The following is a 16,977-nucleotide window of genomic DNA, read 5'->3' on the forward strand; positions in this document are numbered from 1 at the left end:
TGAAGGGAGCCTCATCGTGATTGACATCGACCCCAACAGCTCGGGTCTGCCGGGCATCGAACAACTGCGCGTGATCGTCGGCGCAGTGATGACCGTCGGCCTGATCCTGTCGGTTCTGGCGCTGATCGTCTCGGCGATCGTGTGGGCTTACGGGGCGAACTCCTCCAATCCGCACCTGGCCGGGCGCGGAAAGGTCGGGCTGCTCATCTCCTGCGGCGCCGCAGTGGTCTGTGGGGCGTCGGTTGCGCTCGTCAACTTCTTCTGGGGCGTCGGGCAGCAGGTCTGACCGGCGCTCGGCGGCAGTGGGAAGGAGAACAAGGTGAGTGTCTGCGATATCCCGGTGATCTCGAACGTGTGCGATGCCGTCGGCGAAGGTACGGCATCGCTGGTTGCCGCTCCTTTCGACCTGCTCGCCTCGGCGCTGGCAGGGGCGGCAGCATGGCTGATGGAGGCGATGTGGGCGGTGCTCGACACGACCACGCTGGTCGATGTCACCCAGCCCGGCTTCGTGTCGGTCTACAACCTGCTGTTCGGGATCGCGGTGTTCGTGGTGGCCATCTTCTTCTGCCTTCAGCTCATCACCGGAATGGTTCGCCGTGACCCGACGGCGCTGAGCCGGGCGGCGCTCGGGGCGGGCAAGTCCATCCTGGGCAGTTTCGTCGTCATCACCCTCACCGCGTTGCTGCTGGAGGTCATTGACCAGCTGTCTATCGGGATCATCCAGGCCGCTGGGGAGACGACGGAGACGATGGGCGACAAGATGCTGTTGCTTGCGACCGCTCTGGGCGGTCTGAGCATCGGCGCGCCGGGTGTTGGTGCGATCCTGACTATCTTCCTCGCCGGACTGATGGTGTCCGCGATCGCCATCGTGTGGTTCTCGCTGTTGATCCGCAAGGCCCTGATCCTCATCGCGGTGGTGCTGGCTCCACTGGCGCTGTCGGGTTCCTCCGGGGATGCCACGCGCGGGTGGATCGGGAAGTGGGCTGCGTTCCTGCTCGCGCTGATCGTGTCCAAGCTCGTCCTGGTCGTGGTGTTCCTCGTTGCCGTCACTCAGATATCCACTCCGATCACCGCCGACCTGACGGCGGTGACGGAACCCATCGCCGGGATCGTGTTGCTCGGGATCGCCGCGTTCGCCCCGTACATGGTCTACCGGGTCATCTCGTTCATGGGCTTCGATCTCTACAACAACATGGGCGCCGAGCAGGACGCGAAGAGCGCGATGAACCGGCCCCTCCCTCTGCCGTCCAAGCCAAGAGGCGAGGCACCCAAACAGGTACTCGACGGCAAGGAGGGCGACGGGGCGGGTGGAGCCCAGGCCCCCGCGCCGAAGCCCGCACCCGCCGGCACCGGGTCGACCGCGAGCGGCACCGGCACGGCAGCGGGAGGGACCGGTGCGGCATCGGGTGGGACCAGCGCGGGCGCGGGCACTGCCAGTGTCGCCGCCCCGGCAGCTGCGGGTGCGGCCGGGGTAGCCGTGGTCGGCGCGCAGGTCGTCAAGGAGGCCGCTACGGCTGGGCCGAAAGCCGGTGCTGCTATCGGTGCCCAGGCCGATCAGACCGCAGCACAAGCTGGCGCCGGCAGTAGCGGCGCCAGCGCGCCGCCGCCCCCTTCGACGCCGCTGCCGCGCACCCCGATTCCACCGAACCCTGCGCCGCCATCGGGCGGGAAGGAGTAGCTCATCATGGCTCGCTCGGAGACAACGACCGGCTCAGAACTGGAGCCGGTGAAGTTCAGCCGTCTCACTCGCCGCGGCATCCTGCTGGGGCTGTCGCTGTCGCAGCTCATCGCGCTCGGCATCGGTGGTGCTTCGCTTATCGCGGCGTTCTACGCCGGTGGCGGCATCCTCCTCGCCTACTCCGCGCCGATCTGGATGCTCGCCGCAGTGGTCGCATGGGTGAGGATCGGCGGGAGGCCGCTCGTGGAGTGGGTGCCGGTTGGCGCGTGGTGGCTGTGGCGCACCACGGGCGGGCAACTGCTGTACCGACGCCGCGTCGTCGCGCCCAGGCCTGCGGGCACGCTCGCGCTTCCCGGGGACATGGCGAGGCTGCGTGAGTACACCGACCCCGAGACCGGGGCTGGAATGATCCATGACCCGCAGGCAGCCACGTTGACGGTGGCCACGGCGATCACGCATCCGGCGTTCGTGCTGCTCGATCCGTCCGAGCAGAACCGCCGCGTCAGCGCCTGGGGTCGGGTGCTGGCGACAGTGTGCCGGTCAGGGCGGATCAGCGCGCTACAGGTGTTGGAGCGAACACTTCCCGATTCCGGGCAGGGCCTCGCGGAGTGGTGGGCCGAGCACGGCACCGATGACGGCACCTGGGCGGCGATCACCTACGCCGAACTCATCGACCGGGCCTGCCCGGCCGGGGAACGCCATGCCACCACCGTGTCGCTGTCGCTGGACATGCGCGCTGCCGCCCGTCAGATCAGAACCGCCGGGGGCGGCATCCGGGGTGCGGCAAATGTGTTGCGCCAGGAGATGACCACTCTGACCGCGGCCCTGCGCGCCGCCGACCTCACCGCGTCGGAATGGCTCGGCGCTGGTCAGCTCGCGGTGATGCTGCGCACCGCCTACGATCCGGCGATCGGCCCCACGCTGGAACGTCACGGCCAGCTCGGGCAAGACCTCGCCACCGCCGGGCCGGTCGCGGTCACCGAGACCTGGGATCGGCTGCGCACCGACTCGGGCTACCACGCGGTGCTGTGGATTTCGGAATGGCCCCGGTCGATGGTGTACCCCGGATTCCTCGCCCCGGTGCTGCTGTCCACCGGTATCGGACGTTCGTTCTCGCTGCTATGCACGCCGTTGCGCACCGATCAGGCCGCCCGAGACATCCGCAAGAAGAAGGTCGAGTACATTTCCGACGCCACTCAGCGGGCCAGGATTGGGCAGATCGAGGACGCCTCGCAGAGCGCCGAGTACCGCGACGTGCTCCGGCAGGAGGCCGACCTCACCGCCGGGCACGGCGTGCTGCGCTATACCGGGCTGATCGCCGTCACCGCACCCAGCACCGACGAGCTGGACACCGCTGTCGCCGCGATCGAGCAGGCTGCCATCCAAGCCTCCTGCGAGACGCGGCTGTTGGTCGGCCAGCAAGCCCAGGCGTTCACTGCCGCCGCGCTGCCCCTGTGCCGCCGCCTCTGAACGACCTGCAACCCGGGACGGATGGCGCACCTGGCCGATGTCCGCACGTCCAGACGACCGGGGAGGCCTGTGATGCCCACGTTCCACGATCCAACCGCTGACTCACGAGAGGCCTATGAGGCGATCCGGGGGCTTGCCCACGCCACCATCTTCATCGAGCAGCCGCACGAGGCCTACGGGGTGATCCTGGAACTGCTCGGCGGTGTCCGCTCGTTGCAGCAGGTCTTCGACCAGCTCGCCGCGATGCACGAGCGCCACCAGGGCCGGGCTTTCAACGACGCTGGCGACCAGCACGCCGGGATGGTCGATGCCTTCACCGCCGCTGATCGGCTCCATGAGACCGCTGCGATGATCCGTCGGGCCGAGAGCCTGCTTGACGCTGCCGCACAGGCTGCAGGGCGGATCGCGTGGCACCCTGCAGAACCCGCCGCGCCCGAGGTGGTGAACAGGCCGGCGTGGGTGAACATCGTGTTTCTCGATGGTGAGGAAGCCGACCGGGTGCTCGACCTGATCGACCGGGAAGGCAGCACGGCCGGGGTGCTCTACCTGTCGCAGTGGGACATGGGCGCCGATACCGTGGACGACGCGATCGCGATCGGGCACACCTACGACGAACTGCCCTCCAGTGCCAGCGACAAGACCGCCACCGTGGATGCGTACACGATGATCTACAACCCGAGCCTGGGCCACGTCGCGCTCTACCGGAACCCCGACGAGCTGCCGAGCCTCACCCTGCTCGAAGCACATCAGCATGTCGAGATCGGCCCACCTCGAAGGGCGCAGGCTGACAAGCCACCGACCGAGCAGTCAGCCGGTCGGCACATGGCGCCGCCGGCCCGGTCGTGGTTCACCCCCGAGCCGATCACCGTGGTAACCGAGCAGCGAGGCTTGTCCCGATGAGCGCGCGCCCAGAACGAGAACGCCTGCACACTGCCGTCCTGGTTGCCCCTGCGAAGGAGAAGCGACGGTTGCGCAAGCAACGCCGTCAGGCTGCCGTCCAGCTCGCCGCCGAGCAGCATCACCGAGAGGCGCAGGCCCAGCGGGAGAAGGCAGCGGCCGAGCGGGCCGAACAGAAGGCGACTCGCTATCTCCCGGCGGCAGGCGAGTCCGGCCGGGCGGCGTTGCGGTCACCGGGCAGGTTCCGGCTGCCGAGACATCAGGACACCTCCGCGATGCTCGCGGGCGCCTACCCCTTCCTCGCTGAGGGTGGGCTCGGCTCGCAGGGAGTGTTCGTCGGTCAAGACCTCTACTCCGGTGGGAGCTTCGTTTACGATCCGTGGGTCTTGTACTCCCGAGGCCTCATCACAGCCCCGAACATCGTGTTGGCCGGGATCGTCGGGAGCGGGAAATCCTCGCTCGCCAAAAGCCTCTACAGTCGGTCGCTGGCGTTCGGCAGAAGGGTCTACATTCCTGGCGATCCCAAAGGCGAGCACACCGCCGTGGCCGAAGCGGTCGGCGGGCGCGCCATCAAGCTCGGTCACGGCCTGCCCTCCCGGCTCAACCCCCTCGATGAGGGATACCGCCCCGCAGGGCTCAGCAACGAGCAGTGGGCGGCGACCGTCGCGTCGCGCCGCCGGGACCTGATCGGCGCGCTGACCGAGACCGTGCTGACCCGGCCAATGACGCCGCTGGAGCACACCGCGATCGACACCGCTCTGTCGGCTGCGGTGCGACAGAACACCGTGCCGATCTTGCCGATGATCGTGGACCATCTGCTCACCCCATCCAACGATCCCGATGGGCGGCTCACCGAAGACGGCCGGATGGTCGGGCACGCGCTGAGGCGGCTGGTCGGCGGTGACCTTGCCGGACTGTTCGACGGCCCAAGCACGGAGGTATTCGATCCGACACTGCCGATGATCTCGCTCGACCTGTCGCGGGTCACCGAGAACTCGACCCTCATCTCGGTGCTGATGACCTGCTCCAGCGCGTGGATGGAAGCCGCACTGCTCGACCCCAACGGCGGCCAGCGTTGGTGCGTCTACGACGAGGCGTGGCGATTGATGAGCCATCCCGCACTGCTGCGGAGGATGGACGCGCACTGGCGCCTGGCCCGCGCCTACGGGATCGCGAACATGATGATCTTTCACAAGATCACCGACCTCGACAACGTTGGCGACCAAGGCTCGGCCATGCGCGCCCTGGCCAACAGCCTGCTGGCGAACGCGGAGACCAGGATCATCTACCGGCAGGAATCTGACCAGCTCGGCGCGACCGCCCGCGCTCTCGGGCTGACCGGCACCGAGCAATCGCTGCTGCCCGGTCTCGGCGTCGGGCAGGGCCTGTGGAAGATCAAGGGCCGCAGCTTCGTGATCGCCCACCAGCTCCATCCCGCCGAGCTCGCATTGTTCGACACCAGCTCACGCGCATCGGCACGCACCTGACAACAGGCTCGGTGCCGGGCGGTATGGGCGCACCTCGCGGACATGAAGCAACCCCATCATCCTGCCGCCCCCGCCGTCCCGGTGTCGATGCCGCAGCTTGTCCTGGACGTGCGCGCCGACGGCACGATGACCGCCCTCCTCGACGGCCAGCCGGTCACACCGCCGGTTGGGGCAGGGCCGTGGCGGCGGGCTGGGTTCGCGCAGATCATCGACCACGCCACCCGCGAACGTCAGATGCCGGTACGGGTCACGGTGCACGAGAGTGACGGGAGCACGTTCACCGACATCCTGCCCGCCACCCGCCGCTCCCGTCGGCAGTCACCGACCCCGCCGTCGGAACCAACCACGATGGCGCGGAGGGCCGAGCCCGTGCCGATCGACGGCGGTCACGGCTTCCTCGCCGGCGAGGACGTGGCGATCGCGCTCGTCACCGGCCACACCGATGCCAGTCATCACGGCCAAGTACGCGCCCTCCTCGATCCCACGATCATTGCCGCCACTCACGCTCACGAGGTCGTGCTGATCGGCCGAGTCTCGGGCACGATCACGATCCGGGACCTGCCGTGACCTCGCCCGTCGGCCGACACGGCCAGGTGATGGGTGACGAACTCACCAACATCGCCCTGGCCGGGATCGGCGGCGTCGTCGCCGTAGCCCTGCTCCTGCGCGCCGCCGGCACCATCGCCGCGTTCCTCACCGGGGCGGGACAGCCAGATGCCGGGATCGCCGCCGGAGTCGGCGTCCTGTTCAACCCCGGCGATCCTGCTGGCGCGCTCGGTGCCGACGGCCTGAGCCCGGTGGCGTACTGGATCGTCGCCGGGCTGCTGCTCGCCACGATCACCGCCGCCGGGGTCTCGGGCTGGGTGTGGCTGCGTCGGCACGCGCGGAAGGCCGCTTCCGATCCACACCGGCAAGCAGGCACCGCCACCCCGCACGAGGCCGCGCAAGTGGCGTCTGCGCGGGCACTGACGCGACGAGCAGGGACGCTGCGCCCGTCCCTGTCGCAGCCCACGCCCGCCGACCTCGGCTACCGGCTCGGAAGCATCGGCAGGCAGGCCGTGTGGGCGAGCGTCGAGGACTCGATGCTGATAGTCGGTCCACCCCGCTCAGGCAAGGGTCTGCACGTCGTGATCCCGGCGATCCTCGACGCCCCAGGTGCGGTGGTTACGACCAGCACCCGGCCGGACAACCTCACCGCGACCCTCGCGGCGCGCAGACGCGCGGGCGGCAAGGTAGCCGTGTTCGACCCCCAGCACTTGGCCGAGGGCATCCCGGCCGGCCTGCGGTGGTCGCCGATCCGGGGATGCGAATCGCCGCAGACAGCGATGATCCGCGCCACCGGTCTCGCCTCCGCGACCGGGCTGTCGGCTGGCGGTGTGGAAGGCGGTGACTTCTGGGAGGGCAAGACCCGTTCCGTGCTCCAATCGTTGCTCCACGCCGCGGCTCTCGATCACCGCAGCCCGACCGAACTGTTTCGCTGGACTTTGGACCCCGTTGCGGCGGCCGAGGCCGTCGCGATCCTCACCAACCACCCGAACGCGGCAACCGGGTGGGCCGACTCGCTGCACGCGATGATCGACGCCGACCCCAAGACCCGGGACTCGATCTGGCAAGGCGTCTCTCTCGCCTTGGCGTCCCTGGCAGATCCGCGCGTCCTCGATGCCGTCTCCCCAGCCGATGGGGAGAGCTTCGACCCAGAGACGTTCATCAGGGAGCGCGGCACCCTGTACCTGCTAGCCACCGGCGCCGGGGCCGGGAACAGTGCCGCCCTGGTGGCCGCGTTCGTCGAAGACCTCGTGGAGACGGCCCGCCGCATGGCCGCCCGCTCCGCCGGCGCCCGGCTCGACCCTCCGCTGTTGCTGGCCCTCGATGAGATCGGGAACCTTGCCCCTCTGCCCAGCCTGCCGACGCTCATGGCCGAAGGCGGAGGGACCGGGATCACGACGATGGCCGTCCTGCAATCACTCGCGCAAGCACGGGATCGGTGGTCCGAGCATCAAGCCAACGCGATCTGGGATGCCTCCATCGTGAAGATCGTCCTCGGCGGAGCATCGAACTCCCGCGACCTGCAAGACCTCTCCACGCTCATCGGAGAGCGCGACGAATACACCGACTCCTCAACCGTCGGGGACTACGGCTCCCGCTCCAACCAGCGATCCGTCCGCAGAGTTCCGATCATGGCGCCCGACCGCATCCGCACACTGCCGTTCGGTACCGCCGTCACCCTGCTGCGCGCAGCCCCACCGATCATCACCGACCTGCTTCCCTGGCCCGCACGTCCCGATGGTCGGCAACTCGCCGCCGACCGCAAGCAGATCGAGGAACAGCTGCAAGCCGCCGCGCCCCGCACCAACGCGACAGCCAAGCGGCCCTGACCCGGGACGCGCACCTGCCTGATGCAACGGCCACCGATCCCCGGAGGCCGGTAACACGAGCAGGAGCACTCCCCATGACTACCGAACCGCACGAGATGACCTCAGAGGCCCCCGATGTGCGCGAAGGCTTCTACGGCTTCGTCGCCTCCACCCCGAGGCTGACCTACTCCGACGACGGCACGCCGCGGCTCTACTTCAAGGCCGGGCAGGAGCACTACCAGTACGACAACGGCACGCGGACCAAGCTCACGACCACATTCCACGATGTCGTCGCGTTCAACGGAGCGGCACAGTGGGGCGCCGACAAGCTCGCCAAGCAGGACTGGTTCCTCGCCCACGGGCGCACCAGCCCCAACGTGAACCCGAACACCGGCGTCGAGGAACAGCAGTTCATCGCCAGCAGGCTCGGCCACGACCTCGCACGCACGACCTACGACGTCGACCGCTCCCAACGCCGCAGCGCAGGACGCGAAGCAGTCGAACGCGGCCAGGACCACGCCGCCGGCTTCGAGGAACCCGAACGCGACGAGCCCTCTCACGCCACCGCGCGGACGATGTGAACGCGGAGCCATGATGAACGAGAACACGCCACGGCCCGACGCCGACGAGCCCGACGATCACGACGACGAGGTGACCCGGCTCGGTAGCGACGAACCTGGGGCCGTACACCCGGTGAACTGGAACCTGCTGTTGTCCCACGACCTCGAACAGGAATGGCTCGCGCTGAACCGTTGGGTCGAATGGCTCCGCAAGACCTACGCTCTCCCGGCATCGGTCATCCCTCCGTGCTGGCACCGCCACCCCGAGTTGCAGTGGGAACTGTCAGCGCTGCACCTGCACTGGCTGGGCGCCTACGATCCCGAACAGAACGGCTCCGCACCCATCGGCTGGCACCGCGACTTCGCCCTCGCCCGGGCACGGCTGCGCGACTGGGTGGCCGCCTCCGGCACCCGCCTCGACCGCGACCGGCCCTCCCGCCAGACAGCCTGGCCAGGCGAGCGGCCGGCAGCCCCCATCGAGGACGCGCCGATCGTCAACCGGCGAGACGATTTCGTGCAGTTCGTCCTCGAACAAGTCGCCCGCCGAAAGGCCGCCGAAGACGCCTTCTTCCTCGGTCTCGACTCCCCGTCGCATTTCGGTACCGCCGACAGCGACGAGAGCAACGACGAGTAGAGCGAAGTGGTCGGGAATGGTGCGGAACTATCAACCCAAGACCCACCGCAAGCCGGCGGACCGCAACCTGCGGGTGCGGTTCATCAAGCGTGAGCAGATCGACGCCGAACAGGTTGCCGAAGTGCTCATCCGTGTGGCACTGCGCGAAGCGGGAACCGGCAGCCCGGAAGGACAAGCCGGAGCCCAGCTCCGACAACTCTTCAGCCCCGAGCGGTAGAATCCGTGGTGTACGTCCATCCACTGGGCGCTACCGGCAAGACCCCACCATTGCCCGAACCCTCAGCGGTTCGGAAGGCCACCCACACTCGTTCTCGTGACCGCCATGTGGTGCCCGCACTCGCCCCTCACCAGGGTGAGCCAGAGCACGAAAGGCAGTCACGAGCATGACTCTCACCGACCTTCCCACCAGCCTCGACCTCGGTGCCTTGCGCGCCCTGGTCCGCGGGCCCAAGCAGACCGCCACCCCGGTCGGGCTCGGCGGGAAAGAGCCCGCGATCTCCTACCTCCGGGTCTCCACCAAGGACCAGGCCACCCGCAACGGCCTCGAAGAAGGCCTGTCGATCCCCGCCCAACGCGAGGCCGCCGACCGCAAGGCCGACCAGCTCGGCGCTGTCATCGTGGCGGAGTTCATCGAACCCGGCGAGTCCGCCAAGACAGCCAGGCGCAAAGCCCTCCAAGAGATGCTGGACTACATCGCGAACAACCCGGTGCGGTACTGCATCATCAACAAGGTCGACCGGCTCGCCCGGAACCGTCTCGATGACGCGATCATCCACGCCACCCTCCGCGAGGCCGGCGTCACGCTCGTGTCCGTCACCGAGAACATCGATGAGACACCCTCCGGGATGCTCATGCACGGCATCATGGCCTCCATCGCCGAGTTCTACTCCCTGAACCTCGCCCAGGAGGTCACCAAGGGTCTCGTCCAGAAGGCATCCCTCGGCGGCACCCCGAACAAGGCGCCCATCGGCTACCTCAACGTCCGCACCATCGACGCCAAAGGCCACGAGATACGCGACATCGCACTCGATCCGGAACGGGCCGAACTGATCCGATTCGCGTTCACCGCCTACGCCAGCGGGAACTGGTCACTTTCCACGCTCGCCCGCGAGCTGGAGACCCGGGGCCTGAACACCCGGCCCACACCGTCGTTCCCAGCAAAGCCCGTCACCACCAAGCTGCTGCACACCATCCTGACCAACCCCTACTACCAGGGCATCGTCACCTACCGCGAAGTCACCTACCCCGGCACCCACGAGCCGCTGGTCACCCCAGAGACCTTCGATCGGGTCCAGACGATCCTGCGTCAGAACAACGTCGTCGGTGACAAGCCCCAGAAGTACGACCACTACCTGAAAGGGTCGATCTACTGTGGCTGCGGCAAGCGACTCATGTACGAGCGGCCCCGCAACCACCAGGGCATCGCCTACGACTACTTCACCTGCACCGGACGACGCCTCAAGCGCAAAACCTGCCAGCGCAGCGCCATCCTCGTCCACCGCGTCGAGGACCACATCACCCACGCCTACCAGCAGCAAGGCGTCACCTCCGACGAGGCCACCCGAATCAAGAGCGTGCTCGGGCGAGTGTTCGACGCTCTCGCAGCCGCGTCCGCCGACGAACGAGCCACCCTGAGCGCGCAGAAGGCCAAGCTCGAAGCCGAACAGGTCAAGCTGCTCCAAGCCCACTACGCCGACGCGATCCCCATCGACCTGCTCAAGACCGAGCAAGACCGCATCCGCGCCAGCCTCCACGCAATCAACAGCCGGCTCGACTCACTCGGCACCCTCTACACCAACGCGAAGATCGGACTCGACGCGATCCTCGACATCCTCACCGACCTGGGAGACCTCTACGCCAAAGCCGAACCCGCCGAACGCCGGATGCTCAACCGGGCACTGTTCACCAAGATCACCATCGATGACGCCGAGCACGTCACCACCGAGCCCGTGCAGACCATCGCCACGATCCTGGCCACCGACACCAGCCCCAACAACGTTCGAACCCTGCCCCACGATGAAGCGGGGCAGGGTTCGAACGTAACCGGTTATGTGGACGCAATGGGGCACTACGGGAACAGGCGACCACGCGTCGAGAGGCTTGTTTCCGCGTGGAATCAGGGGTCTGGCGGCGTCGCTGCGCCTGTCGGTAAGCCTGATGACCCATTCATTGGGGCATCGGCAGAGCCGAGGAGACGCACCCGAACACCACTCACGGAGGCGGAAGTGGACGCTATGCGAACAGCCCGCGGGCAGGGCGTGAGCGTGAACGCGCTGGCGCGCCGGTTCGGAGTTCATCGTGCAACCGTGTGGGCCAAGACCCGCTAGCTCGCATGATGGTGTTCGAGTTCGAGGTCGATGCCGGCCATGACCAGCGCGTTACGGTGGCGGCAGCGAGAACGGGCAGCGTCGTCGAGGGCGGCTCAGTCAGCCGAGGCGCGCCTGCTTCTTTTCCTGAGCCCGATTGACGAGGTAGCCGATAGTCCAGCCAACGACGCCAACTAGGGAGAATACGCCAACGGCTGTTGTCACAGTGAACCAGCCGCTCCAGAGAACTAGCGGAAGAACGGTGACGAGCATCACCAGAAAATGTGCGAGTGAGCGCTTACCGAGTGGCCATGAGTTGATGTCGTAGATTGGTATCGCCGCGATGGTGATGCCCGCGATCAGCCCCGCGCACAGTGTGCCTTTCGCTTGCGTGGGATCTTCGATGAAGAACGAGATCGCCACCATGACTATGCCAGTAATCGCACCCGAAATGAAAAACCGCATAGCCCGTTTCACGTTCACCAGCCTATCGGCGAGGGCTGGTTCGGGAGCGGTAGAGGGCCCATTGGTAGACGGCACCCCCCAGGCATAATACGGTGAAGATGACGAGGATAGCCCCCGCGCCCACGCGCGGGAGTACGACGAAGACTGTCTCGAAGAGAAACGAGCCAACGAAGTCCATGCCGTGTTTGTCCCACAGTCCGGGGGTTTGGTACCAGTCGTGCGGTGGGGGGAGCAGGCTTGCTCCTGCGGCCTGAGTGGCGACGCAGAAGAGCAGCAGCAGGAAGCCGAGGGTGCTCAACGCCGTGATGGATCGCCGGTAGCGACCGGCCCGTGAGTGGGCGTCCGAGAAGATGTCTGCGTCAGGGTCGGCGTCGAAGGAGGCGAAGTACTGCGCACCGCCCTTGTAGTGCGCACCAGCCTTCCGAGAGCCGGAGAGGTGCTGCCAGCCAGAGTCGGCGAACAGGGTCACGTAGTCGGCGTAGTCCGCTTCGCTCATCGAAGGTCGATAGTCGACACGAACCACCGCTGTGCCGGGTTCGATCTCGGTGAACGTGTAGGTGGCGAATGCGGCCTTGGAGAGCAGGTGGCCCTGCGCGGCCAGACGATTCAACCATCGCTCTTCTTTGTCGAAGTCCAGGAAGAACTTGAGTTTTCTCATGGGGTTGTTCCTTCGTTGCTCATGTCATCGAACAGGCCGATCATGTGGGCCATGCGCTGGGTGTCCTCGGCGAGTATCTGGACTCCCTGTTCGGTGATCTGGTAGACCTTCCGGCGCGGATCGTCGCTCGGGACCCGGATGATCAACTTCTGCTTGCCGAGGTTGTCCAGCGCCCCGTAGAGAGTCCCGGGGGCGAGCCTCACCTGCCCGCCGCTCATCTCCTCGACGCGCGACATGATGAGGTATCCGTGCGCGGGTTGGAGCAGGGCGAGCAGGACGTAGTAGACGGTCTCGGTGAGTGGCAAGTGCGGGTCACGGTTCATGACACCTCCTTATACAGTCCTACTGTACAGCGACTCGATGTATCGCGCAACTGTATAGAGTTCGGCTCCGCCGGAATTGGCGTCCTGCAGCGCTACGGAACTACCTGAGTGGAAGAAGTCCCGCATGCGGTGCAGGATCGGCTCGACTCGACATTGCGCACCCGCCGACTGATCGACATGCCAGTTCCCCTGGTGGTCGTACCGGATCGCGACCGGTGATTCGGTCATCAGCCCAGGCTCGGGCCGTCTCGGTTCGGGTCGGTGCGCTTCCGACCAAGGGCTCTGGAGAGTGTCGGCGAAGCCCATCTGGTCGCCAGCCTTGGAGAACGGTGGACAAGGAAAGCCGGCGCTGTCGTGCCAGAGTTCCTGCCCCGTCCAAGCGCTCCATCTGGAAGGTCACGCGTCTTGCAGATCAAGGTCCCTACTACTCTGTATGGAGTTGGCCGGTGCGACCAGAGACGCCGCTCGGCGGTGAGGAGTGTGGTCAGGCTGGTGGTGGAGCGGCGGGGTCCGGGGCGTCCGGCGTTTGACTCGAAGCAGAAGCTCGTGGCTGCGACATGCAAGTTGCTGTCGGAGCGTGGGTTCGAGGCGACGAGCCCGGTGATGATCCAGCAACGCTCGGGTGTCGGTCAGGGCAGCATGTACCACCATTTCCCCGGCAAGGGGAAGGAGGGCCTGGCGTTGGATGCGATCAGCCACATGCGGGCGAGCACCCTGGCGTTCCTCTATGGCACCCCGACACCTGAAGGTGGAGAGGTCGAGGCGGTGCGTGAGCACATCGTCGCCGCGCTGGATCGTCTGTTCGACCGTCGCGAGGGTCAGGCTCTGGTCCGGCTGATGGCTGACGGGGTGGCCGGGGCGATCAAACCGATCGCGCAGGCGACCCAGGACTGGTGCGACGACATCCGCGCGACGATCGTGGTGATGCTCCGCGCCGACGACCCTCACGAAGACTCTGAGGTGGCTGACGCGGCCGCCAGCTTCCTCACTCCCGAGTTCGAGCACATCGCCGAGGAGCTGTTCACGGCGGCGCTCGGGCGCGGGCTGGTCAGGTTGCCGAAGATCGCGTTCCACCTGTTCCCAGACCGAGAAGAAGCGTAGTCTGACCTCAAGACAATTCCATACGGAGTAGTACGGTCCTCGACTTGCAAGAGGCGTGTCCCCTCGGAAGTGCGTCTTGCGGCGGGCGGTTATTCGTCTGGGTGGTCGCGTTTTGGGAAGTGCTGCGCACCTACCTGGCATGAACTCTGATGCGAGGAACCTGCGGCTGCGCGTGACACGGCGTGACGAGCCCGACACGAGAAGGCTCGTCGCGTGGGTGCTCGGGATCGCCGACGCACGGCACAGCGCCTGGGTCAACGGCGAGCCGGACCCCTACGGGCTGGGCCTGCCCGACGGCATCGGACCGGAATCATCGCGTAGCCCGGACGGTTCCGGAAAGTTTCCGGGACCGTCAGCCCCCGAAGGCGACCGCACCCCACGGCACCACGGTGGTGGACATTTTCCACCACCGTCCCTGGGAACTACTCCAGGCGATTGAAGACCCCTCTCCCAGCGAAGGAACCCGCCATGAGCACCACCACCGTCCCTACTGACGCCACCGTTGAGGCGGGCGCTCCGGTGCTGCTCGCGGTGTCCTACCTGCGCGTCTCGACGCGGGAGCAGGCCGAACGTGGCGGCACGGAGGAAGGCTTTTCGATCCCGGCGCAGCGTGAGGCGAACGCGCGGAAGGCCGACGAGCTGGGCGCACGGGTCGTGCGCGAGTTCGTGGACGCAGGAGAATCCGCGCGGTCGGCGGATCGTGATGGGCTCAAGGAGATGCTGGCGTTCATCGCCGCATCCAGGGTGACCTTCTGTATCGTGCACAAGCTCGACCGGCTCGCCCGCAACCGTTCCGACGACGTGAAGATTCACGAAGCCCTCCTCGCAGCGGGGGTGACGCTCGTGTCGGCGACGGAGTCGATCGATCAAACGCCGTCGGGGATGCTGGTGCACGGGATCATGTCGTCTATCGCGGAGTTCTACAGCCGCAACCTCGCTACCGAGGTCACGAAGGGGCTCACCCAGAAGCTTGCTCAGGGCGGTACGCCGATGCGCGCCCCGGTCGGCTACCTCAACGTGCGGCGTACCGACGAGCAGGGCCGGGAGATTCGCACCGTCGAGGTTGATCCCGAGCGTGCACCGTTGATTCGGTGGGCGTTCGAGACCTACGCCAAGGGTGAGACCTCGGTCCCCGGCCTGTTGCGTGATCTCACCGCACGAGGGTTGACGACGGTGCCGTCGCCGAAGCGGCCGTCGAAGCCGTTGGGGAAGAACACGCTCTACAAGCTGCTGACGAACCCGTACTACGCGGGCGTGATCCGCTACAAGGGCGCGCTGCATCCCGGTGCGCACGCGCCACTGATCGAGCCCGCGCTGTTCGATCAGGTGCAATCGCTGCTGAAAGCGCGCAACGCGCGGATGACGAGGCACGTGCAGCACGCGCACCACCTGAAAGGTCTACTGCACTGCGGCTCCTGCGGGTCACGAATGCTACTGGACTTCGCCACCAACCCGCGCGGCACCACCTACGCCTACTTCATCTGCTCCGGTCGCGCCGCGAAGAAGACCACCTGCACCCGCCGCGCCGTCCCCGTCCAAGTCGCCGAACGGCTCGTCGAAGACTCCTACGCTTCCATCACGATTAGCGAGGATGACTACCAGCACCTCGCCGCCGAAGTCGATGCCGCGTTCGATGAGCAGAGCGCCGGTCGGAATCAGGAGTTCGCCGACCTCACCGCCAACCGAGCACGCCTCGAAGCCGAGAGCGACAAGCTGCTGGCGGCGCACTTCGCTGACGCCATCGACCTGTCGACGCTGAAGCGTCACCAAGACCGCATCCGAGCCGGGCTCGCCGACATCGAGCAACGCCTCAGCGAACACGACGAGCACCACTCCGGGGCGCGGGCGTTCCTCCACGACTCCCTGCGACTCCTCACCGACGCGCACCGCGCCTACGCGCACTCCGACGACGGCAACCGGAGGCTCGCGAACCAGGCGTTCTACACGCGGCTGGAGATCAGCGAGGACGAGCAGCTGCGCCCGCGCCTCGCGGAACCGTTCAATACGATCATCAGCGAAGCGCGTGGAGGCAGGGAAGCCAAACGGGAACACTCAACATCTACCGATGTCGCGTGTTCCCGTAAGACACTTTGGGTGGAGCTAGGGGGATTCGAACCCCCGGCCTTCTCATTGCGAACGAGACGCGCTACCAACTGCGCCATAGCCCCATGCTTTTCAGCGTCGCTGAGTCTAGCAGCGTCTCCCGACCGGCCACAAACCCAGGGGGCCTACTCCCCGACCGCCTGGGGCCTGAACTGGGCCACGTTCCCGAAAGACATCGACTCCTCGGCCTCCACGACCTCGTCGGCCGGGTTGTCAGCCGTCGGGACGGCCGGCGCAGCCGCGACCACGGGGGCGGAAAGGTCGATGGTGCGGACGGTGCGAGGCAACAGGGGCTGTGACACGTAGGTGGCAGGCGTCACGGGGATCGGTTCCCACAAGCCCCCGCTGGCGGTCGGCGTGGAGAGGTCGACGGAAATCTCGAGGCCTTCGGTCTTCTCGACCTCTGTCAGGTCGATGACCTCGGTGTCCTCATCCTCATCGAAGCTCGATTCGATCGCGGCAGCCCTGGCGTCGAGGTTGCGGTTCATGGCGACCACCGAGAACCGCGCGACACCCAGGAACGCGACCAGCAGCCCCGCCGGGACCGCGACGCCCCACCACGGGGCGACGCCGATCAGGGCAGACACGACAAGGGTTACCGTGGCCACCGACAGTGCCGAGACCACCGCCAGACGCCGACGCGCTGCCTGCCTCGCGAGCATCCTCAACTCGTAGCGTTCCGCCCTACGGGTCGACGGCGTCGAGACGATGGAGGCATCTTCGTCACAGTAGTCCTCGACCTCCCGGCGCAGGATCTGCACAGAGTTGGAGAACCGTCGCGCAGGGTCGTCCTCGAGTTCGACGTCGGCCGGGCGCTGCGACTGCACCCACGGGACTGCGAGGGTGAGACCGGCGACGACGACAGCGGCGATGAGGATTCCGGCGAGCATGCGCCTACCGTAAACAACAACGGTGTAATCCGTCTTCCGACAGGCCGGGCG

The 16,977-nt window shown here is 66.9% G+C and carries 17 protein-coding genes, 1 tRNA gene and 1 pseudogene; 13 read left to right on the plus strand and 6 right to left on the minus strand.

What is annotated here, in order from left to right; translation table 11 throughout:
• Positions 1-16: 16 nt before the first annotated feature.
• The 11 genes from BUC15_RS02495 to BUC15_RS02545 all read left to right on the plus strand — a co-directional run bounded on the left by BUC15_RS02495 (position 17) and on the right by BUC15_RS02545 (position 11,407).
• Positions 17-286 carry a DUF6112 family protein gene (locus tag BUC15_RS02495; protein WP_073185981.1) on the plus strand — a complete coding sequence of 90 codons (270 nt, stop codon included), beginning with the start codon at positions 17-19 and terminating at the stop codon, positions 284-286.
• A 33-nt stretch (positions 287-319) separates the two neighbouring features.
• Positions 320-1,678 (plus strand): conjugal transfer protein TrbL, encoded by a 1,359-nt coding sequence (locus tag BUC15_RS02500; RefSeq protein ID WP_073185982.1) that lies wholly within the window; start codon positions 320-322, stop codon positions 1,676-1,678.
• Between the two features lie 6 nt (positions 1,679-1,684).
• On the plus strand, positions 1,685-3,148 hold the full coding sequence (locus BUC15_RS02505; protein WP_073185983.1) for an SCO6880 family protein: 1,464 nt from the start codon (positions 1,685-1,687) through the stop codon (positions 3,146-3,148).
• A gap of 72 nt (positions 3,149-3,220) precedes the next feature.
• Entirely contained in the window at positions 3,221-4,048 is an 828-nt protein-coding gene (locus BUC15_RS02510; RefSeq protein WP_073185984.1) for a hypothetical protein, read from the plus strand.
• Complete coding sequence (locus BUC15_RS02515) at positions 4,045-5,532, plus strand: ATP-binding protein (protein WP_073185985.1); 1,488 nt, start codon at positions 4,045-4,047, stop codon at positions 5,530-5,532. The genes BUC15_RS02510 and BUC15_RS02515 overlap by 4 nt, the downstream gene beginning before the upstream one ends.
• A 42-nt stretch (positions 5,533-5,574) precedes the next feature.
• A complete protein-coding gene (locus BUC15_RS02520) occupies positions 5,575-6,099 on the plus strand; it encodes a hypothetical protein (RefSeq protein WP_073185986.1) in 525 nt (174 codons plus the stop codon).
• Positions 6,096-7,907: a type IV secretory system conjugative DNA transfer family protein gene (locus BUC15_RS02525; protein ID WP_073185987.1), complete on the plus strand. Its 1,812-nt coding sequence runs from the start codon at positions 6,096-6,098 to the stop codon at positions 7,905-7,907. Before BUC15_RS02520 ends, BUC15_RS02525 begins: the two co-directional genes overlap by 4 nt.
• A gap of 74 nt (positions 7,908-7,981) precedes the next feature.
• Positions 7,982-8,467, plus strand: coding sequence for a single-stranded DNA-binding protein (locus BUC15_RS02530; protein WP_245787860.1), 486 nt, complete (start codon positions 7,982-7,984; stop codon positions 8,465-8,467).
• Positions 8,468-8,480: 13 nt separating this feature from the next.
• Positions 8,481-9,080 carry a hypothetical protein gene (locus BUC15_RS02535; RefSeq protein WP_084189308.1) on the plus strand — a complete coding sequence of 200 codons (600 nt, stop codon included), beginning with the start codon at positions 8,481-8,483 and terminating at the stop codon, positions 9,078-9,080.
• 16 nt (positions 9,081-9,096) lie between these two features.
• Positions 9,097-9,297 (plus strand): hypothetical protein, encoded by a 201-nt coding sequence (locus BUC15_RS02540; protein WP_073185989.1) that lies wholly within the window; start codon positions 9,097-9,099, stop codon positions 9,295-9,297.
• A 166-nt stretch (positions 9,298-9,463) separates the two neighbouring features.
• Positions 9,464-11,407 (plus strand): recombinase family protein, encoded by a 1,944-nt coding sequence (locus tag BUC15_RS02545; RefSeq protein ID WP_084189299.1) that lies wholly within the window; start codon positions 9,464-9,466, stop codon positions 11,405-11,407.
• A gap of 99 nt (positions 11,408-11,506) precedes the next feature.
• Here the strand turns inward: BUC15_RS02545 and BUC15_RS02550 are convergent, their stop codons facing one another.
• Genes BUC15_RS02550 through BUC15_RS02560 form a run of 3 tightly spaced genes read right to left on the minus strand, consistent with a single transcriptional unit; the run spans position 11,507 to position 12,832 of the window.
• Positions 11,507-11,863: a DUF3021 family protein gene (locus tag BUC15_RS02550; RefSeq protein WP_139280063.1), complete on the minus strand. Its 357-nt coding sequence runs from the start codon at positions 11,861-11,863 to the stop codon at positions 11,507-11,509.
• A gap of 10 nt (positions 11,864-11,873) precedes the next feature.
• Positions 11,874-12,509 carry a DUF2812 domain-containing protein gene (locus tag BUC15_RS02555; RefSeq protein ID WP_073185991.1) on the minus strand — a complete coding sequence of 212 codons (636 nt, stop codon included), beginning with the start codon at positions 12,507-12,509 and terminating at the stop codon, positions 11,874-11,876.
• Entirely contained in the window at positions 12,506-12,832 is a 327-nt protein-coding gene (locus BUC15_RS02560) for a PadR family transcriptional regulator (protein WP_073185992.1), read from the minus strand. Before BUC15_RS02560 ends, BUC15_RS02555 begins: the two co-directional genes overlap by 4 nt.
• A 546-nt stretch (positions 12,833-13,378) precedes the next feature.
• Here BUC15_RS02560 and BUC15_RS02570 point away from each other — a divergent pair.
• Positions 13,379-13,933, plus strand: a complete 555-nt coding sequence (locus tag BUC15_RS02570) for a TetR/AcrR family transcriptional regulator (RefSeq protein WP_217652085.1) — start codon at positions 13,379-13,381, stop codon at positions 13,931-13,933.
• A gap of 468 nt (positions 13,934-14,401) precedes the next feature.
• Positions 14,402-15,436 (plus strand): annotated as a pseudogene (locus BUC15_RS21175) (recombinase family protein); the annotation flags it as partial.
• On the opposite strand, the gene BUC15_RS20650 reads toward BUC15_RS21175, so the two are convergent.
• The 3 genes from BUC15_RS20650 to BUC15_RS02585 form a co-directional block, all read right to left on the minus strand.
• Positions 15,365-15,985, minus strand: a complete 621-nt coding sequence (locus BUC15_RS20650) for a hypothetical protein (protein ID WP_245787861.1) — start codon at positions 15,983-15,985, stop codon at positions 15,365-15,367. The pseudogene BUC15_RS21175 and the gene BUC15_RS20650 sit on opposite strands and share 72 nt — an antisense overlap.
• 43 nt (positions 15,986-16,028) lie before the next feature.
• A tRNA-Ala gene (locus BUC15_RS02580) sits at positions 16,029-16,101 on the minus strand.
• A gap of 60 nt (positions 16,102-16,161) precedes the next feature.
• Complete coding sequence (locus BUC15_RS02585) at positions 16,162-16,926, minus strand: hypothetical protein (RefSeq protein ID WP_073185995.1); 765 nt, start codon at positions 16,924-16,926, stop codon at positions 16,162-16,164.
• Positions 16,927-16,977: the final 51 nt, after the last annotated feature.

Origin of the sequence: Tessaracoccus bendigoensis DSM 12906 (assembly GCF_900141915.1) — a bacterium.
GTDB classification, from domain to species: domain Bacteria; phylum Actinomycetota; class Actinomycetes; order Propionibacteriales; family Propionibacteriaceae; genus Arachnia; species Arachnia bendigoensis.

Bases quoted from the DNA above. Each gene is read 5' to 3' on its own strand.
- BUC15_RS02505 (WP_073185983.1), top strand. From the start codon at position 1,685: ATGGCTCGCTCGGAGACAACGACCGGCTCAGAACTGGAGCCGGTGAAG.
- BUC15_RS02510 (WP_073185984.1), top strand. From the start codon at position 3,221: ATGCCCACGTTCCACGATCCAACCGCTGACTCACGAGAGGCCTATGAG.
- BUC15_RS02515 (WP_073185985.1), top strand. From the start codon at position 4,045: ATGAGCGCGCGCCCAGAACGAGAACGCCTGCACACTGCCGTCCTGGTT.
- BUC15_RS02520 (WP_073185986.1), top strand. From the start codon at position 5,575: ATGAAGCAACCCCATCATCCTGCCGCCCCCGCCGTCCCGGTGTCGATG.
- BUC15_RS02530 (WP_245787860.1), top strand. From the start codon at position 7,982: ATGACTACCGAACCGCACGAGATGACCTCAGAGGCCCCCGATGTGCGC.
- BUC15_RS02535 (WP_084189308.1), top strand. From the start codon at position 8,481: ATGAACGAGAACACGCCACGGCCCGACGCCGACGAGCCCGACGATCAC.
- BUC15_RS02540 (WP_073185989.1), top strand. From the start codon at position 9,097: ATGGTGCGGAACTATCAACCCAAGACCCACCGCAAGCCGGCGGACCGC.
- BUC15_RS02545 (WP_084189299.1), top strand. From the start codon at position 9,464: ATGACTCTCACCGACCTTCCCACCAGCCTCGACCTCGGTGCCTTGCGC.
- BUC15_RS02555 (WP_073185991.1), bottom strand. From the start codon at position 12,509: ATGAGAAAACTCAAGTTCTTCCTGGACTTCGACAAAGAAGAGCGATGG.
- BUC15_RS02560 (WP_073185992.1), bottom strand. From the start codon at position 12,832: ATGAACCGTGACCCGCACTTGCCACTCACCGAGACCGTCTACTACGTC.
- BUC15_RS02585 (WP_073185995.1), bottom strand. From the start codon at position 16,926: ATGCTCGCCGGAATCCTCATCGCCGCTGTCGTCGTCGCCGGTCTCACC.